The organism is Mycobacterium sp. MUNTM1 (genome assembly GCF_054660795.1).
In genome coordinates this window covers 94,080-113,249 of sequence record NZ_BAAGDE010000008.1, presented here as the reverse complement: position 1 = coordinate 113,249, position 19,170 = coordinate 94,080, and the positions used below count along the sequence as shown (strand labels likewise).

General features: G+C 68.0%; 15 protein-coding genes. 7 read left to right on the top strand and 8 right to left on the bottom strand.

What is annotated here, in order from left to right:
* Positions 1-30: 30 nt before the first annotated feature.
* Positions 31-945, bottom strand: a complete 915-nt coding sequence (locus ACYQ8K_RS06985; protein WP_459967759.1) for a LysR family transcriptional regulator — start codon at positions 943-945, stop codon at positions 31-33.
* Positions 946-1,034: 89 nt separating this feature from the next.
* On the opposite strand from ACYQ8K_RS06985, the gene ACYQ8K_RS06980 reads away from it, so the two are divergent.
* Positions 1,035-2,270, top strand: a complete 1,236-nt coding sequence (locus ACYQ8K_RS06980) for an MFS transporter (RefSeq protein ID WP_459967758.1) — start codon at positions 1,035-1,037, stop codon at positions 2,268-2,270.
* A 25-nt stretch (positions 2,271-2,295) separates the two neighbouring features.
* On the opposite strand, the gene ACYQ8K_RS06975 is transcribed toward ACYQ8K_RS06980, so the two are convergent.
* On the bottom strand, positions 2,296-2,670 hold the full coding sequence (locus tag ACYQ8K_RS06975; RefSeq protein ID WP_459967757.1) for a hypothetical protein: 375 nt from the start codon (positions 2,668-2,670) through the stop codon (positions 2,296-2,298).
* A 63-nt stretch (positions 2,671-2,733) separates the two neighbouring features.
* Positions 2,734-4,353 (bottom strand): adenylate/guanylate cyclase domain-containing protein, encoded by a 1,620-nt coding sequence (locus ACYQ8K_RS06970; protein ID WP_459967756.1) that lies wholly within the window; start codon positions 4,351-4,353, stop codon positions 2,734-2,736.
* Positions 4,354-4,398: 45 nt separating this feature from the next.
* Between ACYQ8K_RS06970 and nucS the strand changes: the two genes are divergently transcribed.
* Positions 4,399-5,070: an endonuclease NucS gene (nucS, locus tag ACYQ8K_RS06965; RefSeq protein ID WP_459967755.1), complete on the top strand. Its 672-nt coding sequence runs from the start codon at positions 4,399-4,401 to the stop codon at positions 5,068-5,070.
* 23 nt (positions 5,071-5,093) lie between these two features.
* Complete coding sequence (locus ACYQ8K_RS06960; protein ID WP_459967754.1) at positions 5,094-5,402, top strand: hypothetical protein; 309 nt, start codon at positions 5,094-5,096, stop codon at positions 5,400-5,402.
* A gap of 1 nt (position 5,403) precedes the next feature.
* Here ACYQ8K_RS06960 and mce read toward each other — a convergent pair whose 3' ends face one another.
* Complete coding sequence (gene mce / locus ACYQ8K_RS06955) at positions 5,404-5,871, bottom strand: methylmalonyl-CoA epimerase (RefSeq protein ID WP_459967753.1); 468 nt, start codon at positions 5,869-5,871, stop codon at positions 5,404-5,406.
* An 89-nt stretch (positions 5,872-5,960) separates the two neighbouring features.
* On the opposite strand from mce, the gene ACYQ8K_RS06950 reads away from it, so the two are divergent.
* Positions 5,961-7,142 carry an acetyl-CoA C-acetyltransferase gene (locus tag ACYQ8K_RS06950; protein WP_459967752.1) on the top strand — a complete coding sequence of 394 codons (1,182 nt, stop codon included), beginning with the start codon at positions 5,961-5,963 and terminating at the stop codon, positions 7,140-7,142.
* A gap of 180 nt (positions 7,143-7,322) precedes the next feature.
* Complete coding sequence (locus ACYQ8K_RS06945; protein ID WP_459967751.1) at positions 7,323-8,237, top strand: co-chaperone YbbN; 915 nt, start codon at positions 7,323-7,325, stop codon at positions 8,235-8,237.
* 7 nt (positions 8,238-8,244) lie between these two features.
* Here ACYQ8K_RS06945 and glgB read toward each other — a convergent pair whose 3' ends face one another.
* Positions 8,245-10,440 (bottom strand): 1,4-alpha-glucan branching protein GlgB, encoded by a 2,196-nt coding sequence (glgB, locus tag ACYQ8K_RS06940; protein WP_459967750.1) that lies wholly within the window; start codon positions 10,438-10,440, stop codon positions 8,245-8,247.
* Positions 10,441-10,463: 23 nt separating this feature from the next.
* Positions 10,464-12,557: an alpha-1,4-glucan--maltose-1-phosphate maltosyltransferase gene (locus ACYQ8K_RS06935; protein WP_459967749.1), complete on the bottom strand. Its 2,094-nt coding sequence runs from the start codon at positions 12,555-12,557 to the stop codon at positions 10,464-10,466.
* A 227-nt stretch (positions 12,558-12,784) separates the two neighbouring features.
* Between ACYQ8K_RS06935 and glgP the strand changes: the two genes are divergently transcribed.
* Complete coding sequence (glgP, locus tag ACYQ8K_RS06930) at positions 12,785-15,430, top strand: alpha-glucan family phosphorylase (RefSeq protein ID WP_459967748.1); 2,646 nt, start codon at positions 12,785-12,787, stop codon at positions 15,428-15,430.
* Positions 15,431-15,439: 9 nt separating this feature from the next.
* Here the strand turns inward: glgP and ACYQ8K_RS06925 are convergent, their stop codons facing one another.
* Positions 15,440-17,434, bottom strand: a complete 1,995-nt coding sequence (locus ACYQ8K_RS06925) for an ATP-dependent DNA helicase (RefSeq protein ID WP_459967747.1) — start codon at positions 17,432-17,434, stop codon at positions 15,440-15,442.
* Positions 17,435-17,451: 17 nt separating this feature from the next.
* The gene (locus tag ACYQ8K_RS06920; protein ID WP_459967746.1) at positions 17,452-18,777 is read right to left on the bottom strand and encodes a nicotinate phosphoribosyltransferase; all 1,326 of its coding nucleotides are present in this window, start codon (positions 18,775-18,777) and stop codon (positions 17,452-17,454) included.
* Positions 18,778-18,843: 66 nt separating this feature from the next.
* On the opposite strand from ACYQ8K_RS06920, the gene clpS reads away from it, so the two are divergent.
* Positions 18,844-19,149, top strand: a complete 306-nt coding sequence (clpS, locus tag ACYQ8K_RS06915) for an ATP-dependent Clp protease adapter ClpS (RefSeq protein ID WP_064950340.1) — start codon at positions 18,844-18,846, stop codon at positions 19,147-19,149.
* Positions 19,150-19,170 lie beyond the last annotated feature (21 nt).

The following is a 19,170-nucleotide window of genomic DNA, read 5'->3' as shown; positions in this document are numbered from 1 at the left end:
GTCGGCGCCCGCGGTCCCGACGCCGCGGCCCTAGCGTTCTGCGGGACGGATTGTCGGGGGCCGCATCTCGTGGTGCTCTACTGCCGCGGCGGCCGCGATGAAGTCCCGTGCCGAGCGAGACAGCGGGCGATCCGAATTCCAGATCATGCCCACATCACGGTATGCGTCGGCGTCGGCCAGCCGCAGCACCCGCACGCCCGGCGCGTACTCGCTGCCGTCGATAGGCACCAGGCTGACGCCCAGCCCGGCGGCGACCAGGCCCGCGACCGTCGTGAGATTCGGCGCCTCCAAGCCGATGCGGGGCCGGAATTGTGCGGCGGCGCAAAGCTCGTCGAGCAGTCGGCGCATGCCGAATCCGAGCTGCATGGTCACGAACGGTTCGTCGGCCAGATCGGTCATGGATACCGCCGTGACACCTGAAAATCGGTGATCTTCTGGGACGGCGACACCGAGGCGCTGACGAAACAGGCTGCGCCAGGCCAGGGTTCGTTTGCGCGGCCGTGGTGACACCACTCCGACGTCGACGACGCCGGACTGCACGCGATCGCCGATCGATTCGGCGGCCCCCTCCTCGAGCGTGAAAGTCACTCGCGGCGAGGATTCCCCGAATGTCGCGATCAAGCGCGGCACCACGGTCGACCCGAACGAACTCAGAAAGGCCAACCGGATCTCGCTGACGGCCGGGTTCGTCAGGTCCTCGATCGCGCGCCTGGCCGAATCGAGCTCCAGCTGGGCCCGCCGGGCGTGCTCGTAGAAGATCCGGCCGTAGGTGTTGAGGGACAGCCTCCTGCCGTGGCGGTCGAACAGCGACACCCCCAGCTGTTGCTCCAGACGCGCCAGCATCCGGGTCAGCGTCGGCTGTGCGACATGAAGCTGCTCGGCCGCCGACGTGACGTGCTGCAGCTCCGCGAGTGTGATGAACCACTCGTAGTCGCCGTCCGCCACCCCGCCACCTCTACTTATGCGATTTACACATCATAAACCGTGAAATAATTCATTTCCTTTTGGGCGATGCGGCACGAAGCATCGTTGCTATGCCTCAGGCCCCCGTCGCGCATCAAGCGGGAACCAAGGGATACCGGCGCATCACCGCGGCGCTGTACGGCGCCGGCCTGTCCAGTTTCGCCGCGATGTACTGCACGCAGGCCCTGCTGCCGGCGTTGTCGGCGAGTTACCGGATCACCCCGGCCACCGCGGCGTTGACGATCTCATTGACGACGGGAATGTTGGCGCTGTCGATCATCCCGGCGAGCGTGCTCTCCGAGCGATACGGGCGCACCACCGTGATGCTCGCCTCGGGGATGGCTTCCAGCGTCATCGGGATGCTGCTGCCGTTGAGCCCCACGCTCGGCGTCCTGCTTGCGGGACGCGCGCTGCACGGCGTCGCGCTCGCGGGCATACCCGCGGTCGCCATGGCCTTCCTCGCCGAGGAGGTGCACGCCGCGTCGCTCGGTTCGGCGATGGGCCGCTACGTCGCCGGGACCACGGTGGGCGGGCTGGCCGGACGGATTGTGCCCTCGCTGGTAATCGACGTCAGCAATTGGCGGGTCGCCCTGCTGGCCTGCTCCGCGATGACACTGGCCGGCACGGCCGTGTTCGCCCTTCTGGTGCCGAGGTCGCAATTCTTCACCGCGAAGGCGGCGAGCGCGCGGGCCACCATGCACAACCTTGCCACGCATCTGCGAAACCCGGTGCTGTTAAAGCTTTTTGCGTTGGGCTCGGTGCTGATGGGCGGATTCGTCACGGTGTACAACTACCTCGGCTACCGACTGACCGAGCAGCCCTTCGGGTTGGCCTCCTCGGTGGCCGGCCTGCTGTTCGTCCTGTACCTCGTGGGCACGTGGACCTCGGTCGTGGCGGGACGGCTCGCGGACCGCAGGGGCCGCCGGTTCGTGCTGGGCGCCGCGTTGCCGATCACCGTGACCGGCCTGCTGCTCACCGTGCCGCACGCATTGGTCGCGATCGTCATCGGTGTGGGCGTGTTCACCGGTGGGTTCTTCGCCGCGCATACCGTTGCCAGCGGCTGGGTGGGCGCGGTCGCGCACCGAGACCGCGCCGAGGCGTCCGCGCTGTACCTGTTCAGCTACTACCTGGGCGGGTCGGTGGCCGGCGCGCTGGGAGGTCTCGTCTACGGCGTTGGCGGCTGGCCGGCGACGGCGTGGTTTGTCGGCGGGCTGCTCGTGGCCGGCTCGCTGCTCGTCGCACTATTGCTGCGGGAGAACGGATCCCGCGCTAACGGCTTCGCCGGGGCGGTAGCCACCGCTCGGTGACCCGCCCGCCGCGCTAGCCCCGAAATCAGCCGGGAGGTGTCCCGACGCACACGCCGCCGGCGCACGCACCCGCGCCGCCAGGCCCGGCGGAAGCCCCGGCGCCCGGCACACCCGCGCTGGCCCCACCGGGCCCGGCACCGGCGCCCGATCCGCCGGGCCCGGCGGTGGTGGCGCCACCCGGTCCGACACCGGGTCCACCGCCACCCGGGCCGCCGGTCCCCGGCGCCGTCGGCGCTGTGGTGGTGACGCTCGCCGGCGTCGTGACCGTGGTGGTGACGGTCGAGGTGCTGGGGCTCTTGTTGTTATTGCTCGAGCATCCAGCGGACAACGAACTCAGGGCAATCGCCGCGGCGATTCCCGCGGCGACCGAAACACGGCGGGCAGTTCCACTACCGGTCATGTCAAAGCCAATCTCTGAGGGGTCAAGTTCTTTGTCGCTGTACCCATTTCGACTCGAAATCAATCATCGGGTCAGCGGTTCGACCGGCGACGCCAGCCGGGTGGGGCGTTCGTGCCCGCGCAGGGTCACGGTGTCACCCAAAGACCAACGCGCACGCTCGGTTTCACTTGCCCGGTCGATGGCGTCGGCAGTCGCGAGCAGCCGCCTCGAGTGCGACTTGGCGAGCTCGCACAGCCGGGCTGCCTCGTTGACCGGTTCACCGATCACCGTGTACTCGAAACGTTCCCTGGCGCCGACGTTTCCGGCGACGGCTTGACCCGCCGCCACCCCGATGCCGGCCGAGAGCTCAGACATTTCGGTGGCCAGTCGGTCGGTAATGCAGCGGGCGGCGGCCAGCGCCTCGTCCTCCGGAGAATCGAGATGATTCGGCGCGCCGAAGATCGCCAGCGACGCATCGCCTTCGAACTTGTTGACCAGTCCGTGATGCCGATCCACTTCTTCGACGACGATCGCGAAGAACTGGTTGAGCACACTGACGACTTCGGCCGGCGGTCTGTTGGTCACCAGCTGCGTGGACCCGACGATGTCGATGAAGACGACCGCCACATGGCGTTCCTCGCCGCCCAGCTTCGGCCTCTCGCGTTCTGCCGCCAGCGCCACCTCGCGGCCGACGTGGCGGCCGAAAAGATCGCGCACCCGTTCGCGCTCGCGCAGGCCGTCGACCATCGCGTTGAAACCCCGCTGCAGCTCGCCGAGTTCGGTGCCGTCGAACACCACCAGGTCACCGCGCAGGTCGCCCCGCTCGACTCGCTGAAGCGCCGCCCGCACGACTCGCACCGGAGTCGCGGTCAGCCAGGCCAGGATCCACATCAGGATGCAACCGAAGATCAGCGCGGCCGACGACACGATCAGCACACCGACCACGAACTGGGTCTGGGTGAGATTGTTCAGCCATACCTCGAACAACGCCAGGAGCGCGATACCGATGACGGGAACGCCCGAACCGAGAAACCACACCGTCATCGTTCGGCCCATGATCCCCGACGCCAGCCGCCGCGGCGGTGGACCCGCCTCGAGCGCCTGCGCCGCCACCGGACGCAAGGCGAACTCGGCGAGCAGATAACTGCCGGTGGCCACCAGGACGCCGCAGAAGCTCACCCCGACCAGGAAGCGGGGGATGAACATCGTGTTGACCATGCCGTAGAGGACCGAATACAGCACCGCTCCGGTTCCCCACAAGACCAGGTCCACCAGCGCAATCCGCCACGGCGCGATGAACGTGTTGCGCTCATCCTCGCGAGTCGGGGTGCGCTCCTCGATCGCCCAGCGCAACGCGAGGACGGTCCTGCGGGTGATCCACACCGTCCCCACCGTCAGCGCCAGGACGATGTAAGCCGGTGAAACCCCGAAGGTGAGCCACGCCGGCGCGTCATCGAAGATGCTCGGCACCGGGATGGCAATGGTGACCAGGATCAGCCCGGCGCCGATCCCGAGCAGGTTCGCGCCCAGAACCAGGACGGTCATGATGATCTGGATGCGTATCCGGCGCCGGCCCTGGCTTTCCGACACCCGCCCGAGCAGCAGGGAGCCATAGGCTGGCGTCGCCGGGAGCCGGCCGCTCTGACGGGTGATCCGCTCGAGCACCCGGCCTATTCGCTGTGCCACGGAACGGTGGGCCGACATGGTGGCGTCAGCCTATGTCGTCGGCCACGCTCTAAGGTGAATCGGGTGCGCCTAGTGATCGCTCAATGCACCGTTGACTATGTCGGCAGGCTCACCGCACATCTGCCCTCCGCACGTAGGTTGCTGTTGTTCAAGGCCGATGGATCGGTCAGCGTGCACGCCGACGACCGCGCCTACAAGCCGCTGAATTGGATGAGCCCGCCGTGCTGGCTGACCGAGGAACCCGGCGATCAGTCCCAGCTGTGGGTCGTCGAGAACAAAGCCGGCGAACAGCTGCGCATCACCGTCGAGGAGATCGAACACGACTCCAGCCACGAGCTCGGCGTCGATCCCGGGCTGGTCAAGGACGGCGTCGAGGCGCACCTGCAGGCGCTGCTCGCCGAGCACGTGCAGCTGCTGGGTGAGGGGTACACGCTGGTTCGCCGCGAGTACATGACCGCCATCGGACCCGTCGACCTGCTCTGCCGTGACGAACGAGGCGGCTCGGTGGCGGTGGAGATCAAGCGACGCGGCGAGATCGACGGCGTCGAACAGCTCACCCGTTATCTGGAGCTGCTCAACCGCGACACCGTGCTCGCGCCGGTAAAAGGGGTGTTCGCTGCGCAACAGATCAAACCGCAGGCCCGCACACTGGCTACCGATCGCGGGATCCGTTGTCTGACATTGGATTACGACAAGATGCGGGGGATGGACAGCGACGAATACCGGCTGTTCTGACGTTCGGTCACTAAGCTGATCGCATGGCTCGGCGCCGTACCCCGCCACGCCGGCAGCGGTCGTTGGCGCCGCCGCCGGCACTGCGCCGGGTGGAGGTCGGGCCCGATGGCTACGAGTACGAAGTCCGTCCGGTCCCGGCGGCGCGCGCGCTCAAGACCTATCGGTGCCCCGGCTGCGATCACGAAATACGTTCCGGCTCAGCACATCTGGTGGTGTGGCCGATCGATTCGACGCTCGGGGGAGGGCCCGGTCAGGTCGAGGATCGCCGGCACTGGCACACCCCGTGCTGGGCGCACCGCGCCACCCGCGGTCCAACCAGGAAGTGGTCGTAAATCAGGCCGCCGGTTCGACGAGCTCGATCAGCACTCCGCCACCGTCCTTGGGGTGGATGAAGTTGATCCGGGAGTTTGCCGTGCCGCGGCGGGGTGCGTCGTAGATCAGCCGCACGCCCTGCTCGCGAAGCTGGGCGACCAAGGCGTCGAGGTCGCTCACCCGAACGGCCATCTGCTGGATGCCCGGACCGCGCTTGTCGAGGAACTTCGCGATCGTCGAGGATTCATCGATCGGGGCCATCAACTGGATCTGTGCGGTGCCCGCCGGGGCGCCGCGCACGGCCAGCATGGCTTCGCGGATTCCCTGCTCCTCGTTGACTTCCTCGTGCACCAGGATCATGCCGAGGGTGTCGTGGTACCAGGCGATGGCGGTGTCCAGGTCGGCGACTGCGATGCCGACGTGATCGATCGCCGTCACCAGTGAGGTGGCCAGGATCTGACGGGCGTCAACTTGATCGGTCGTCATCACATAACGGTAACCTGGCGGCAAAGATTGCGCTTCTCCGGGAGGCCGAACCGGCCGTCGAGGGGGCGCCTAGCAGGCCTGAGGAGACAGTCATGACGACGTCGGTGATCGTTGCTGGAGCACGGACCCCCATCGGCAAATTGATGGGTTCGCTGAAGGACTTTTCCGCCAGCGATCTGGGGGCCATCGCGATCGCGGGCGCGCTGGAAAAGGCCAACGTGCCGGCCACCGCGGTCGACTACGTGATCATGGGCCAGGTGCTGACGGCCGGGGCCGGCCAGATGCCGGCGCGCCAGGCCGCTGTCGCGGCCGGCATCGGCTGGGACGTCCCTGCGCTGACCATCAACAAGATGTGTCTATCCGGCATCGACTCCATCGCGCTGGCCGACCAGCTCATTCGTGCCGGGGAGTTCGACGTGGTGGTGGCCGGTGGCCAGGAGTCCATGACCAAGGCGCCGCACCTGCTGATGGACAGCCGCTCGGGCTACAAGTACGGCGACGTCACGGTGCTGGACCACATGGCCTACGACGGCCTGCACGATGTGTTCACCGACCAGCCGATGGGCGCGCTCACCGAGCAGCGCAACGACGTCGACCAGTTCACCCGGCAGGAGCAGGACGAGTTCGCTGCGCGGTCCCACCAGAAGGCGGCCGCGGCCTGGAAGGACGGCGTCTTCACCGACGAAGTGGTGCCGGTCAACATCCCGCAGCGCAAAGGTGATCCGCTGCAGTTCACCGAGGACGAGGGCATCCGGGCCAACACCACCGCCGAGTCGCTGGCCGGCCTCAAGCCGGCATTCCGCCGCGACGGCACCATCACCGCCGGTTCGGCCTCGCAGATCTCCGACGGCGCGGCGGCCGTCGTGGTGATGAGCAAGGCCAAGGCCCAGGAAATGGGGCTGAGCTGGCTCGCCGAGATCGGCGCGCACGGCGTGGTGGCCGGACCGGACTCCACCCTGCAGTCGCAGCCGGCGAACGCGATCAAGAAGGCGCTCGGACGTGAGGGCATTTCCGTCGACCAACTCGACGTGATCGAGATCAACGAGGCGTTTTCCGCGGTGGCGCTGGCCTCGACCCGCGAACTGGGCGTGAACCCCGACCTCGTCAATGTCAACGGCGGCGCGATCGCCGTCGGCCACCCCATCGGGATGTCCGGGGCGCGGATCACGCTGCATGCCGCCCTGGAGCTGTCCCGACGCGGCTCCGGCTACGCCGTGGCGGCGTTGTGTGGGGCCGGCGGGCAGGGCGACGCCCTGATTCTGCGCGCGGGTTAGCCCGGGTTGGGGACCGTCGCCGACGTTGCTGGCGCGACGCGCCGATGACCAAGTGTGATCTTCGTCATACCTGCCGATCAGGACCCTTTTCGGTGCGCAGTTTCGCCGGCATGAGTCGCCTTCTGAGTGCCGCCGCGACCGGGTGGATGGGTAGCCCGTCCGCATGACAAACTTGACGGCGTGACACGCCCGCGACCTTCTATCGGCCCCGCCCTGGCTGGTGCGGTCGATCTCTCCGCCCTCAAGCAGCGGCCCCAGCCCGCGGGCCCTTCCGGAGGGTCCTCACCGTCGGCGGCCGAGGGCGACACCGGAATCATCGCGGTCACCGAGGCCAACTTCGAGGCCGAAGTGCTGCTGCGGTCCGAGGAAGTGCCCGTCGTCGTGCTGCTGTGGTCACCGCGCAGCGACGCGTGTGTCCAGCTGCTCGATACGTTCGCCGGCCTGGCCGCCCAGGACAACGGCAAGTGGTCGTTGACGACGGTCAACGTCGACGTCGCGCCCAGGGTCGCGCAGATCTTCGGTGTCGACGCGGTCCCGACGGTGGTGGCGCTGGCCGCCGGTCAGCCGATCTCGAGTTTCCAGGGTATGCAGCCGGCCGAGCAGCTGCGCGGCTGGTTGGATCAGATCCTCTCGGCGACCGCCGGAAAGCTCAGGGGCGCAACGGGTTCCGGCGAGCCCGAGGAGGTCGACCCCGAACTGGCCGCGGCCCGCCAACAGCTCGAGGACGGCGACTTCGAGGCGGCCAAGGCGTCATACCAGTCGATCCTGGACGCCAACCCGGCCAATGCCGAAGCCAAAGGCGCGATTCGTCAGATCGAATTCCTTACGCGCGCAACCGCGCAACGCCCGGATGCCGTCGACGTCGCCGATGCCGCGCCCGGTGACATCCAAGCGGCCCTGGCGGCGGCCGACGTGCAAATCCTCAATCAGGATGTCAGTGCCGCCTTCGATCGCCTGATTACGTTGGTGCGCAGCACATCCGGAGACGACCGCACCTTGGTGCGCACCCGGCTGGTCGAGCTGTTCGAACTGTTCGACCCGGCCGATCCCGAGGTTGTCGCCGGACGGCGCAACCTCGCCAACGCGCTGTACTGACCCGGCGTTACTCGGGCTCGAGCCACAGCGCCGACGTGGGCGGCAGCACCAGCAGCGCCGAGGCCGGCCGTCCGTGCCACGGGTCCTCGGTGGCGTCCACGCCGCCCATGTTGCCGATCCCCGTGCCGTTGTAGGCGGTCGCGTCGGTGTTGAGCACCTCGCGCCAGCGGCCCGCCGACGGCAGGCCCAGTCGGTATCCGCTGTGCTCGGCGCCGGCGAAGTTGAACACGCACGCCATCACCGAGCCGTCCTTGCCGTAGCGCAGGAAGCTCAACACGTTGTTGCCCGAGTCGTTGGCGTCGATCCAGGAGTAGCCGTCGGGCACGGTGTCCTGGCTCCACAGCGCCGGGTGACCGCGATAGATGTCGTTGAGGTCGCGGACCAGGCGCAGGACCCCGTTGGAGAATCCCTGCTCGTCCAGCTGCCACCAATCCAGGCCACGCTCCTCGGACCACTCGGCGCGCTGCCCGAATTCCTGTCCCATGAACAGCAATTGCTTGCCCGGGTGTGCCCACTGGTAGGCGAGCAGGCTGCGCAACCCGGCCGCCTTGACGTGGTTGTTGCCCGGCATCCGGCCCCACAGCGTGCCCTTGCCGTGCACCACCTCGTCATGGCTGATCGGCAGCACGTAGTTCTCGCTGAACGCGTAGAGCATCGAGAACGTCATCTCGTGGTGGTGGTAGCTGCGATAGATCGGATCGCGGCTGATGTAGTCGAGCGTGTCGTGCATCCAGCCCATGTTCCACTTCATCGAAAAACCCAGGCCGCCAAGGTTTGTCGGTCGCGTCACCCCCGGCCAGGAGGTCGACTCCTCGGCGATGGTGACGATGCCCGGGGCGGTCTTGTGCACCGTGGCGTTCATCTCCTGCAGGAACTGCACGGCCTCCAGGTTCTCCCGGCCGCCGTAGATGTTGGGGGTCCAGCCACCCTCGGGGCGCGAGTAGTCCAGGTAGAGCATCGAGGCGACCGCGTCCACCCGCAGTCCGTCGATGTGGAACTCTTCGAGCCAGAACAGCGCGTTGGCCACCAGGAAGTTGCGGACCTCCCGGCGACCGAAATCGAATACGTAAGTGCCCCAATCGAGTTGCTCGCCGCGCTTCGGGTCGGAGTGCTCATAGAGCGGGGTTCCGTCGAACCGGCCCAGCGCCCACGCGTCCTTGGGGAAGTGCGCCGGCACCCAGTCCACCAGCACGCCGATGCCGGCCTGGTGCAATGCGTCGACCAGGGCGCGGAACTCGTCGGGCGTGCCGAAGCGGGACGTCGGCGCGTAGTACGACGTCACCTGGTAGCCCCACGACCCGGCGAACGGGTGCTCGGCGACGGGCAGCAGCTCGACGTGGGTGAAGCCGTGTTCCACCACGTAATCCGTCAGCTCGCGGGCCAACTGCCGGTAGTTGAGGCCGGGACGCCAGGAGCCCAAGTGAACCTCGTAGGTGCTCATCGGCTCGAACACCGGGTTGCGCTGGGCGCGCTGCGTCATCCAGTCGGCGTCTTCCCAGGTGTACCTGCTGCGCGTGACCCGCGAGGCGGTGTGCGGCGGCACCTCGGTGGCAAACGCCATCGGGTCGGCCCGCTCGGTCACGACGCCGTCGGCGCCGTGTACGCGGAACTTGTACAGCCCATCGAGGGGGAACCCGGGCCAGAACAGCTCCCAGACCCCCGACGAGCCCAGGGCCCGCATCGGGGCTTCGCTGCCCGTCCAGCCGTTGAACTCACCGATCAGGTTGATGCCCTTGGCGTTTGGCGCCCACACCGCGAACGACACACCGGTGACCACGCCGTCGGCCGTGGTGAACGAGCGGGGATGTGCGCCAAGGACTTCCCAGAGCCGCTCGTGGCGTCCTTCCCCGAACAGGTGCAGGTCGACCTCGCCCAGCGTCGGCAGGAAACGGTATGCGTCGGCGACGATGTACGGCTCGGCGCCCTCGTAGGTGATTTGCAGCCGGTAGTCGATCAAGTTGACGAACGGCAACACGACGGCGAAGAGGCCGGATTCGAGGTGCTGCATCGGGAATCGATCGTCACCAACCAGCGCGACGACTTCGGCCGCGTGCGGCCGGTACGCCCGAATGACGGTGTGATCACCGTATTCGTGGGCGCCCAGAATGCTGTGCGGGTTGTAGTGGGTGCCAGCGACCAGCCGCGACAGGTCGGCCGGATCGGGCGCCAAGTGTATCCGAGCGAGTTGGTCGGCTTGGCTCATGTCCCATTCACCTCCGGTCCGTTTCATCGCCTGCGTAGCAGTGTCATTCGTGAATCATGCGGTATGAGTGGCATATTGATGATGTGCGCGACCGCCTGCCCGGGGTCGAGCCGGACGTAATTGGCCTGGCCCCATTGGAATTCCTGGCCGGTGATCTCGTCGCGCACCCAAAAACGCTCGTATGGCTGCATACCCAAAGCGGCCATATCTAAAAACAGCGTCGCCTCCTCGGCGCCGTACGCGTTGAGCGTCACGACCACCAACACGCAGTCGCCGGTCGCCGGGTCGAACTTGGAATAGGCGAGCAACGCGTCGTTGTCCACGCTGTGGAAATGGATCGTGCGCATCTGCTCCAGCGCGGGGTGTAGCCGGCGGATTGCGTTGAGCTGCGTGATGAATGGCTCGAGTGACCGGCCTTCGGCGAGCGCACCCGCGAAGTCGCGCGGCCGCAGCTCGTACTTCTCCGAGTCCAAGTACTCCTCGCTGCCCTCCCGCACCGCGCGGTGCTCGAACAGTTCGTAGCCCGAGTACACCCCCCACGCCGGTCCCATGGTCGAAGCCAGCACCGCGCGGATGGCGAACATGCCCGGCCCGTTGTGCTGCAGGATCGCGTGCAGGATGTCGGGGGTGTTGACGAACAGGTTGGGCCGGCGGAAGTCGGCGAGGTTGGCGATGTCGTTGCCGAATTCGGTCAGCTCCCACTTCGCCGTGCGCCAGGTGAAGTAGCTGTAGGACTGGGTGAAGCCGAGTTTGGCCAGGCCGTACTGCCGGGCCGGCGGTGTGAAGGCCTCGGACAAGAACAGCACATCGGGATCGATGCCCTTGACGGTGGCGATCAGCCAGGCCCAGAAATCCGGCGGCTTGGTGTGCGGGTTGTCGACCCGAAAGAACTTGACGCCGTGGTCCATCCAGTGTCGCACCACACGAAGCACCTCGTCGTAGAGGCCGGCCGGGTCGTTGTCGAAATTGATCGGATAGATGTCCTGGTATTTTTTCGGCGGGTTCTCCGCGTAAGCGATGGTGCCGTCGGGCAATTCGGTGAACCAGTTGCGATGGTCGCGCGCCCAGGGGTGATCCGGCGCGCATTGCAGCGCCAAATCCAGCGCCACCTCCATGCCGAGCTCGCGCGTCGCGGCGACGAAGGCGTCGAAGTCGTCGATGGTGCCCAGATCCGGGTGCACGGCGTCGTGGCCGCCCTCGTCGCTGCCGATCGCCCACGGCGACCCCACGTCTCCGGGGGCGGCGGTCGGAGAGTTGTTGCGGCCCTTGCGATGTACCTTGCCGATCGGGTGGATCGGCGGCAGGTAGACGACGTCGAATCCCATCTCCGCGATGCGCGGGAGCTGGGCGGCGGCGGTGGCGAAGGTGCCGTGCACGGGGTTGCCCTCGGCGTCCCACCCGCCGGTCGAGCGGGGAAACATCTCATACCAGGAGCCGAATCGGGCCAGCGGCCGGTCCACCCAGACGCCGTACTGCTCGCCGCGGGTGACCAGGTCGCGTAACGGATAGTTGGCCAGGATTTCCTCGATCTCGGGCCCCAGCGCCAGCGCGGTGCGGGTCACCGGGTCGCCGGGCTGGCGCAGCGCGACCGCGGCGGCCAGCAGCGGTTCGCGCAGGGCGCGCGGCACGCCCGTCGCAGCGCGCTCGAACAGCCCGGCACCGACCAGAAGATCGTTGGAGAGTTCGGTCTCGCCCTGACCGGCGTCCAGTTTGGCGACCACCCCGTGGCGCCAGGAATGAATCGGGTCGCCCCACCCATCGACCCGAAACGTCCACAACCCGACCTGATCGGGGGTGAACTGACCGTGGAAGACGTAGGGCTCGAGGCCCATCGTCATCGGCAGCAGCAGCGGTTTGATCCGTTGCTGGTCCACCTTGCCATCGCGTTCGGTGCGCTGCTTTTCCGGGGCCTGGACCGCCTTGACGCGGCGGGTCTCGGTTACCTGCGGATAGCCGGGCCCGAGGTAGCGCACGACCAGGGTCGCCGCGACCGCCTCGTGGCCTTCACGCCATACCGCGGCGCTGACCGGCACGACTTCGCCGACCACTGCTTTCGCGGGATACGCGCCACAGGAAACGACCGGCTGTACGTTATCGATCTCGACACGACCGGGCACCACCACTCCGTTCCGATTGTGGGCGGCCGATCCCGCGGTGTGCTCCGTGCGGAATGCCGCTCGTCGGGAAACTTCCTGTCGTGGGGAAACTTTCTGTGCGGGGAAGCATCGTTGCGACCCCGATAACTACCCGATACCCACCCTAGTCTCCGGTCACACACCGGCGGGGAAATGCGGTCCTTCCCGCCACAGTGCGCGGGCCGGGAACCTCAGTAAGGTAGTAACGCGTGAAAGCCCTCCGCCGGTTTACCGTCCGTGCTCACCTTCCGGAGCGTCTGACCGCGCTGGATCAGCTGTCGACGAACCTGCGATGGTCGTGGGATAAACCCACCCAGGAGCTTTTCGCGACCATCGACCCCGAGCTCTGGGAGCGGTGCGCCAGCGATCCGGTGGCGTTGCTGGGCGCGGTGGACCCGGCGCGGCTCGACGAGCTGGCGATGGATGAGGGGTTCCTGGGCCGGCTCGACGCGCTGACCGCCGATCTGAACGACTACCTGAGCCGCCCGCTGTGGTACCAGCAGCGCCAGGAGCAGGGCGCCGAAATGCCAGCCGCGATCGCCTACTTCTCGATGGAGTTCGGCATCGCCGAAGTGCTGCCCAACTACTCCGGCGGGTTGGGAATCCTTGCCGGTGACCACCTGAAGTCCGCGTCGGATCTGGGCGTGCCGCTGGTGGCGGTGGGGCTGTATTACCGGTCCGGCTACTTTCGGCAGTCGCTGTCCGCCGATGGCTGGCAGAACGAGACCTATCCGTCGCTGGACCCGCAGGGTCTGCCGTTGCGGCTGTTGACCGATGCGACCGGCGAGCCCGCCCTGGTCGAGCTGATGCTGCCCGACGCCGCGCAGCTGCATGCCCGGATCTGGGTCGCGCAGGTGGGCCGCGTTCCGCTGCTGTTGCTGGATTCCGACGTCCCGGAGAACGAGCACGATCTGCGCAGCGTCACCGACCGGCTGTACGGGGGCGACCAGGAACACCGGATGAGGCAGGAGATCCTGGCCGGCATCGGCGGGGTGCGGGCGATCCGTGCCTTCACCGAGATCCACGGATTACCCGCGCCCGAGGTGTTCCACATGAACGAGGGCCACGCGGGTTTCCTCGGTGCCGAACGCATCCGCGAGCTGATGACGGGTCCGGGATTGGACTTCGACACCGCACTGACCGTGGTGCGCTCCAGCACGGTGTTCACCACCCACACCCCGGTGCCGGCCGGCATCGACCGGTTCCCTGTCGAGATGGTGCGGCTCTACTTCGACGACCACGCCGGCGATGCGGCGGAATCCGGCGAGAAGGCCGCGACATCGGATGGCACGCCCGTATTGCTGCCCGGGGTGCCGACGGCCCGCATCCTCGCGCTCGGCGCCGAGGACGACCCCACCAAGTTCAACATGGCGCACATGGGTCTGCGGCTGGCCCAGCGCGCCAACGGTGTGTCGTCGCTGCACGGCCGGGTGAGCCGGTCGATGTTCAACGAGCTGTGGCCCGGCTTCGACGCGAGCGAGGTGCCGATCGGCTCGATTACCAACGGAGTTCACGCGCGCACGTGGGCGGCGCCGCAGTGGCTGCAGCTGGGCCGCGAGCTGGCCGGGTCGGATTCGTTCAGCGATCCGGGGGTTTGGTTGCGCCTCAAGCAGGTTGACGCGGGCCATCTGTGGTGGATCCGCTCGCAGCTGAGGTCGCTGCTGGTGGACGACGTTCGGCAGCGGCTACGTCGCTCGTGGTTGGAGCGAGGCGCTTCGGACGCCGAATTGGGCTGGATCGCAACGGCATTCGATCCAGAGGTGCTGACCATCGGGTTCGCCCGGCGGGTGCCGACCTACAAGCGGCTGACGCTGATGCTGCGTGATCCGGATCGGCTGGAACAGCTGCTGCTCGACTCGGAACGGCCGATCCAACTGATCGTCGCCGGCAAGTCGCACCCGGCCGACGACGGCGGCAAGGCGCTGATCCAGCAGGTGGTGCGCTTTGCCGACCGGCCCGAGGTGCGCCACCGCATCGCGTTCCTGCCCGACTACGACATGTCCATGGCGCGGCTGCTGTACTGGGGCTGCGACGTGTGGCTGAACAATCCGCTGCGGCCGTTGGAGGCTTGCGGCACTTCGGGAATGAAGAGCGCACTCAACGGTGGCCTGAACCTGTCCATCCGCGACGGCTGGTGGGACGAGTGGTACGACGGCGAAAACGGTTGGGAGATACCGTCCGCCGACGGCGTGGCCGACGAGAACCGGCGCGACGACCTGGAATCGAGCGGACTCTATACGCTGCTGGAAGAGGCCGTGGCGCCGAAGTTCTACGAACGCGACGAACACGGTGTGCCGCCGCGCTGGATCGAAATGGTGCGTCACACGGTGCAGACGCTCGGTCCAAAAGTGTTGGCGTCGCGCATGGTGCGCGACTACGTCGAGCAGTACTACACGCCCGCCGCGCAGTCGCTGCGCAAGACGATCGGACCCGCCGATGACGCGGCGGGCGGCGGCGAGTTCGGTGCGGCCCGTGAGCTGGCCGCCTACCGCCGGCGCGCCCAGGACGCCTGGCCCAAAATCGTCATCACCGACGTGGACAGCACCGGCCTGCCGGACAGCCCCGTGCTCGGCTCCAAGCTGACCCTGACCGCCACCGTGCAGCTGGCCGGCCTGGCGCCCGACGAGGTCACCGTCCAGGCGGTGGTGGGTCGCGTCGACGCCGGCGATGCGCTCCTGGAGCCGATCACCGTCGAGATGTCCTACACCGGCACCGCCGAGGGCGGCAACCAGGTCTTCTCGACGACGACGCCGTTGCCGCTGGCCGGATCGGTCGGCTACACCGTGCGCGTGCTGCCACACAACCCGATGCTGGCGGCCAGCAACGAGCTCGGCCTGGTCACGCTGGCGCGATAGCCGGTCCGGTCAGGCCGACAGGCCTTCCTGCGAATCCGATGCGGCGCGCAGCCGCTGCAGCGCCTGGCGCACCTGCTCGCCGTTGGTGGTCTGCCAGAACGGCGGCAGCGAGGCCCGCAGGTAGCCGCCGTAACCGGCGGTGACCATGCGCGAGTCGAGCACGGCGACCACTCCGCGATCGGTGACGCGGCGCAGCAGCCGTCCCGAGCCCTGCGCCAGGAGCAACGCCGCGTGGTTGGCCGCGACGGCCATGAAGCCATTGCCGCCGCGCGCCGCGACCGCGCGCTGCCGCGCGGACAGCAGGGGATCGTCGGGCCGGGGGAACGGAATGCGGTCGATCAGCACCAACGACAGCGACGGCCCGGGCACATCGACGCCCTGCCACAGCGACAGCGTGCCGAACAGCGACGTCTGCGGGTCGGCGCTGAACTGCTCGACGAGCGCCGACGTGCTGTCGTCGCCCTGGCACAGCACCGGCGTCGAGAGGCGTGCGCGCATCGCCTCGGCGGCCGCCCGGGCGGCCCGCATCGACGAGAACAGGCCCAGGGTGCGCCCGTCGGCCGCGGCGATCAGTTCGGCGATCTCGCTCAGCTGCTCGGCCGAGCCGGTGCCGTCGCGGCCGGGAGGGGGCAGGTGCGCGGCCACGTACAGGATCCCGGCTTTGGCGTGCTGGAACGGCGAACCGACGTCCAGGCCGCGCCACCGCGCGTCGTCGTCCTCGGACGTCAGTCCCCACGCGGTGGCCATCGCGTCGAACGAGCCGCCGATGGTCAGCGTCGCCGACGTCAGGACCACCGTCGACCGCGAGAACACCCGGGACCGCAGCAGCCCCGCGACCGACAGCGGCGCCACCCGCAGCACCGGACGCGATGAGCCCCGGATCTCCTCGTGCTCCAGCCACACCACGTCGGTGCGATCCGGGATGGCCGGGCCGAACGACGCCAGCACGCGCGAAGCGGTGTCCGAGATCTCGCTCAGTGCCGCAACGGCTTCGGCGCGCGCCGAAGCCGCCTTCGGATCGCTGCTGGTGTCGATCGCCGAGCGCGCCGCGGTCGACACGTCGCGCAGCGCGATCAGGTAGGTTGCCAGCTCGTCGTCGAGGCGGTCGATGCGGCCCGGCGTGCCGTCGTGGATGAGCGAGGCGAAATTCGCCGTCGTCGCCTCCAGGCGCTGGACCAATTCCGGGTCCACCAGCCGGGTGATCCGCCGGGCGGCCACCCCGAGGGAGGCCGACGTCAGCTCCGCGGTGGCCACCGACGTCACCCGGTCCACCAGCTCGTGGGCTTCGTCGACGACCAGCAGCGCATGCTCGGGCAGCACCGCCGACTCCGCGACCGCGTCGATCGCCAGCAGCGCATGGTTGGTGACCACGACGTCGGCGCGGCCGGCCTGCGCCCTGGCGCGTTCGGAGAAGCACTCGGTACCGAACGGGCAGCGCACCACGCCCAGGCATTCGCGCGCGGAAACACTGACCTGCGACCAGGATCGGTCCGGGACGCCGGGCTTCAGGTTGTCGCGATCACCCGATTCGGTGCTCGACGCCCATTCGGTGAGCCGCTGCACGTCGCGGCCCAACACGCTGACCGCCATCGGGTTGAAGAGCTCTTCCTGCGGCCGGTCGTCGCCTTCGTCACCGTCGCCCGCCCCGCCGTTGTGAATCTTGTTCAAGCACAAATAGTTTCGCCGCCCCTTGAGTAACGCGAACTGAGGGCGGCGCGGCAGCGCGTCGGCGAGCGCATCCACCAGCCGGGGCAGATCGCGATCGACGAGCTGGCGCTGCAGAGCGATCGTGGCCGTGGACACGACGACGGGGGAGTCGTCGTCGAGGGCGTGCACGATCGCGGGCACCAGGTACGCGAGCGACTTGCCGGTGCCGGTGCCGGCCTGCACCACCAGGTGCTCGTCGGTGGCGAAGGCCCGCGCCACCGCGGCGGCCATCTCCTGCTGGCCGCGGCGTTCACTACCGCCGAGCGCGGCCACCGCGGTGGCCAGCAGCTCGGACACGGAAACGTCGGACGTGGCTACCCTCTTCGCTGTTCGGGGGCGGGAATCTGCGTCGTCGGGACCGCGGGATCGCCGTGCGACAAGTTCAGTCCCTCCCACGGCAGACTGCGCAGCCCGGAAGTTACCAGTTCGCGCGCCGCGGCGAGGTTCGGTTTGGACACCAGTTCTCCACCGCGGACCAGCGGGACGGTCAACAGGCGGGCCGGATCGGAGACGGCGGGCTGCCGGCCGGCGGGATACACCACCTCCTCGGTGATGATGCCCGTGCCGCGCGACAGGCGCAGCGCCTCCTTGCGTCCGCCGTGAGATTCCTTGTGGCTGCTGCGCTTCTGGACCGGCAGGCCGTCCACCTCGACGAGCTTGTACACCATGTTCGCCGTCGGGGCGCCCGAGCCCGTCACCAGCGACGTGCCCACGCCGTAACTGTCCACCGGCTCGGCGGCCAGCGCCGCGATGGAGAATTCGTCGAGGTCGCCGGAGACCACGATGCGGGTCCCGGTGGCCCCCAGCTTGTCGAGCTGTTCGCGCACCTGGCGCGCCAACACGCCCAGCTCGCCGGAGTCGATGCGCACCGCGCCGAGCCCGGTGCCCGCTGCGGCCACCGCATTTGCCACACCGGTCGTCACGTCGTAGGTGTCCACCAGCAGGGTGGTGTCCACGCCGAGCGCGTCGACCTGCGCGCGGAAGGCCACCAATTCGGTCGATTCCGTGGGGGAGTCGGCGCGGGTGTGCAGCATGGTGAACGCGTGCGCCGAGGTGCCCTCGGCCGGTATTCCGTAGCAGCGCTGCGCCTCCAGATTGGACGACGCCGCGAAACCGGCGAGGTAGGCGGCGCGGGCCGCGGCGACGGCCGCCTGCTCGTGCGTGCGCCGCGAACCCATCTCGATCAACGGGCGTCCCCGGGCCGCGCTGACCATGCGTGCCGCGGCGGACGCGACCGCCGTGTCGTGATTGAAAATCGACAGCGCCAGCGTCTCGAGCACCACACATTCGGCGAACGTCCCGCTCACCGACAGCACCGGGGATCCGGGGAAGTACAGCTCACCCTCGGCGTAGCCGTCGATGTCCCCGCCGAACCGGAATTCGCGCAAGTAGCGCAACGTGTCCGGGTCGAGGAATTGCCCCAGCGATTGGCACGCCTGGTCATCGAAGGTGAACTGCGGCAGCGCTTCGAGCAGCCGGCCCGTCCCGGCGACCACGCCGTAGCGGCGGCCTGCGGGAAGGCGGCGGGCGAAAAGCTCGAACGTTGTCCGCCGATCGGCGCTGCCGTCTCGCAGCGCCGCCGCCAACATCGTCAGCTCGTACTTGTCGGTCAGCAGCCCAGTAACGACCGGGTCGTTCATTCCATAACGGTATCGGCTGCGATCGGGGCTCGGAAACGTCGTCCAACCCTCGGTATCGTGTAGGCCATGGTTGTTATGTCAGCGCCCACTAAGCCGGGCACTACAGGACAACGAGAGTCCGCTCCGGTAGAGGCCACGTCGAGTCCGTGGGTCACGATCGTCTGGGACGACCCGGTCAATCTGATGACCTATGTGACCTATGTGTTCCAGAAGTTGTTCGGCTACAGCGAGCCGCACGCCACCAAGCTGATGCTGCAGGTGCACAACGAGGGAAAGGCCGTGGTGTCCGCCGGCAGCCGCGAGTCCATGGAAGTCGATGTGTCCAAGCTGCACGCCGCCGGTTTGTGGGCGACCATGCAGCAGGACCGCTGAAACTCGAGGCGCTGGCGATTC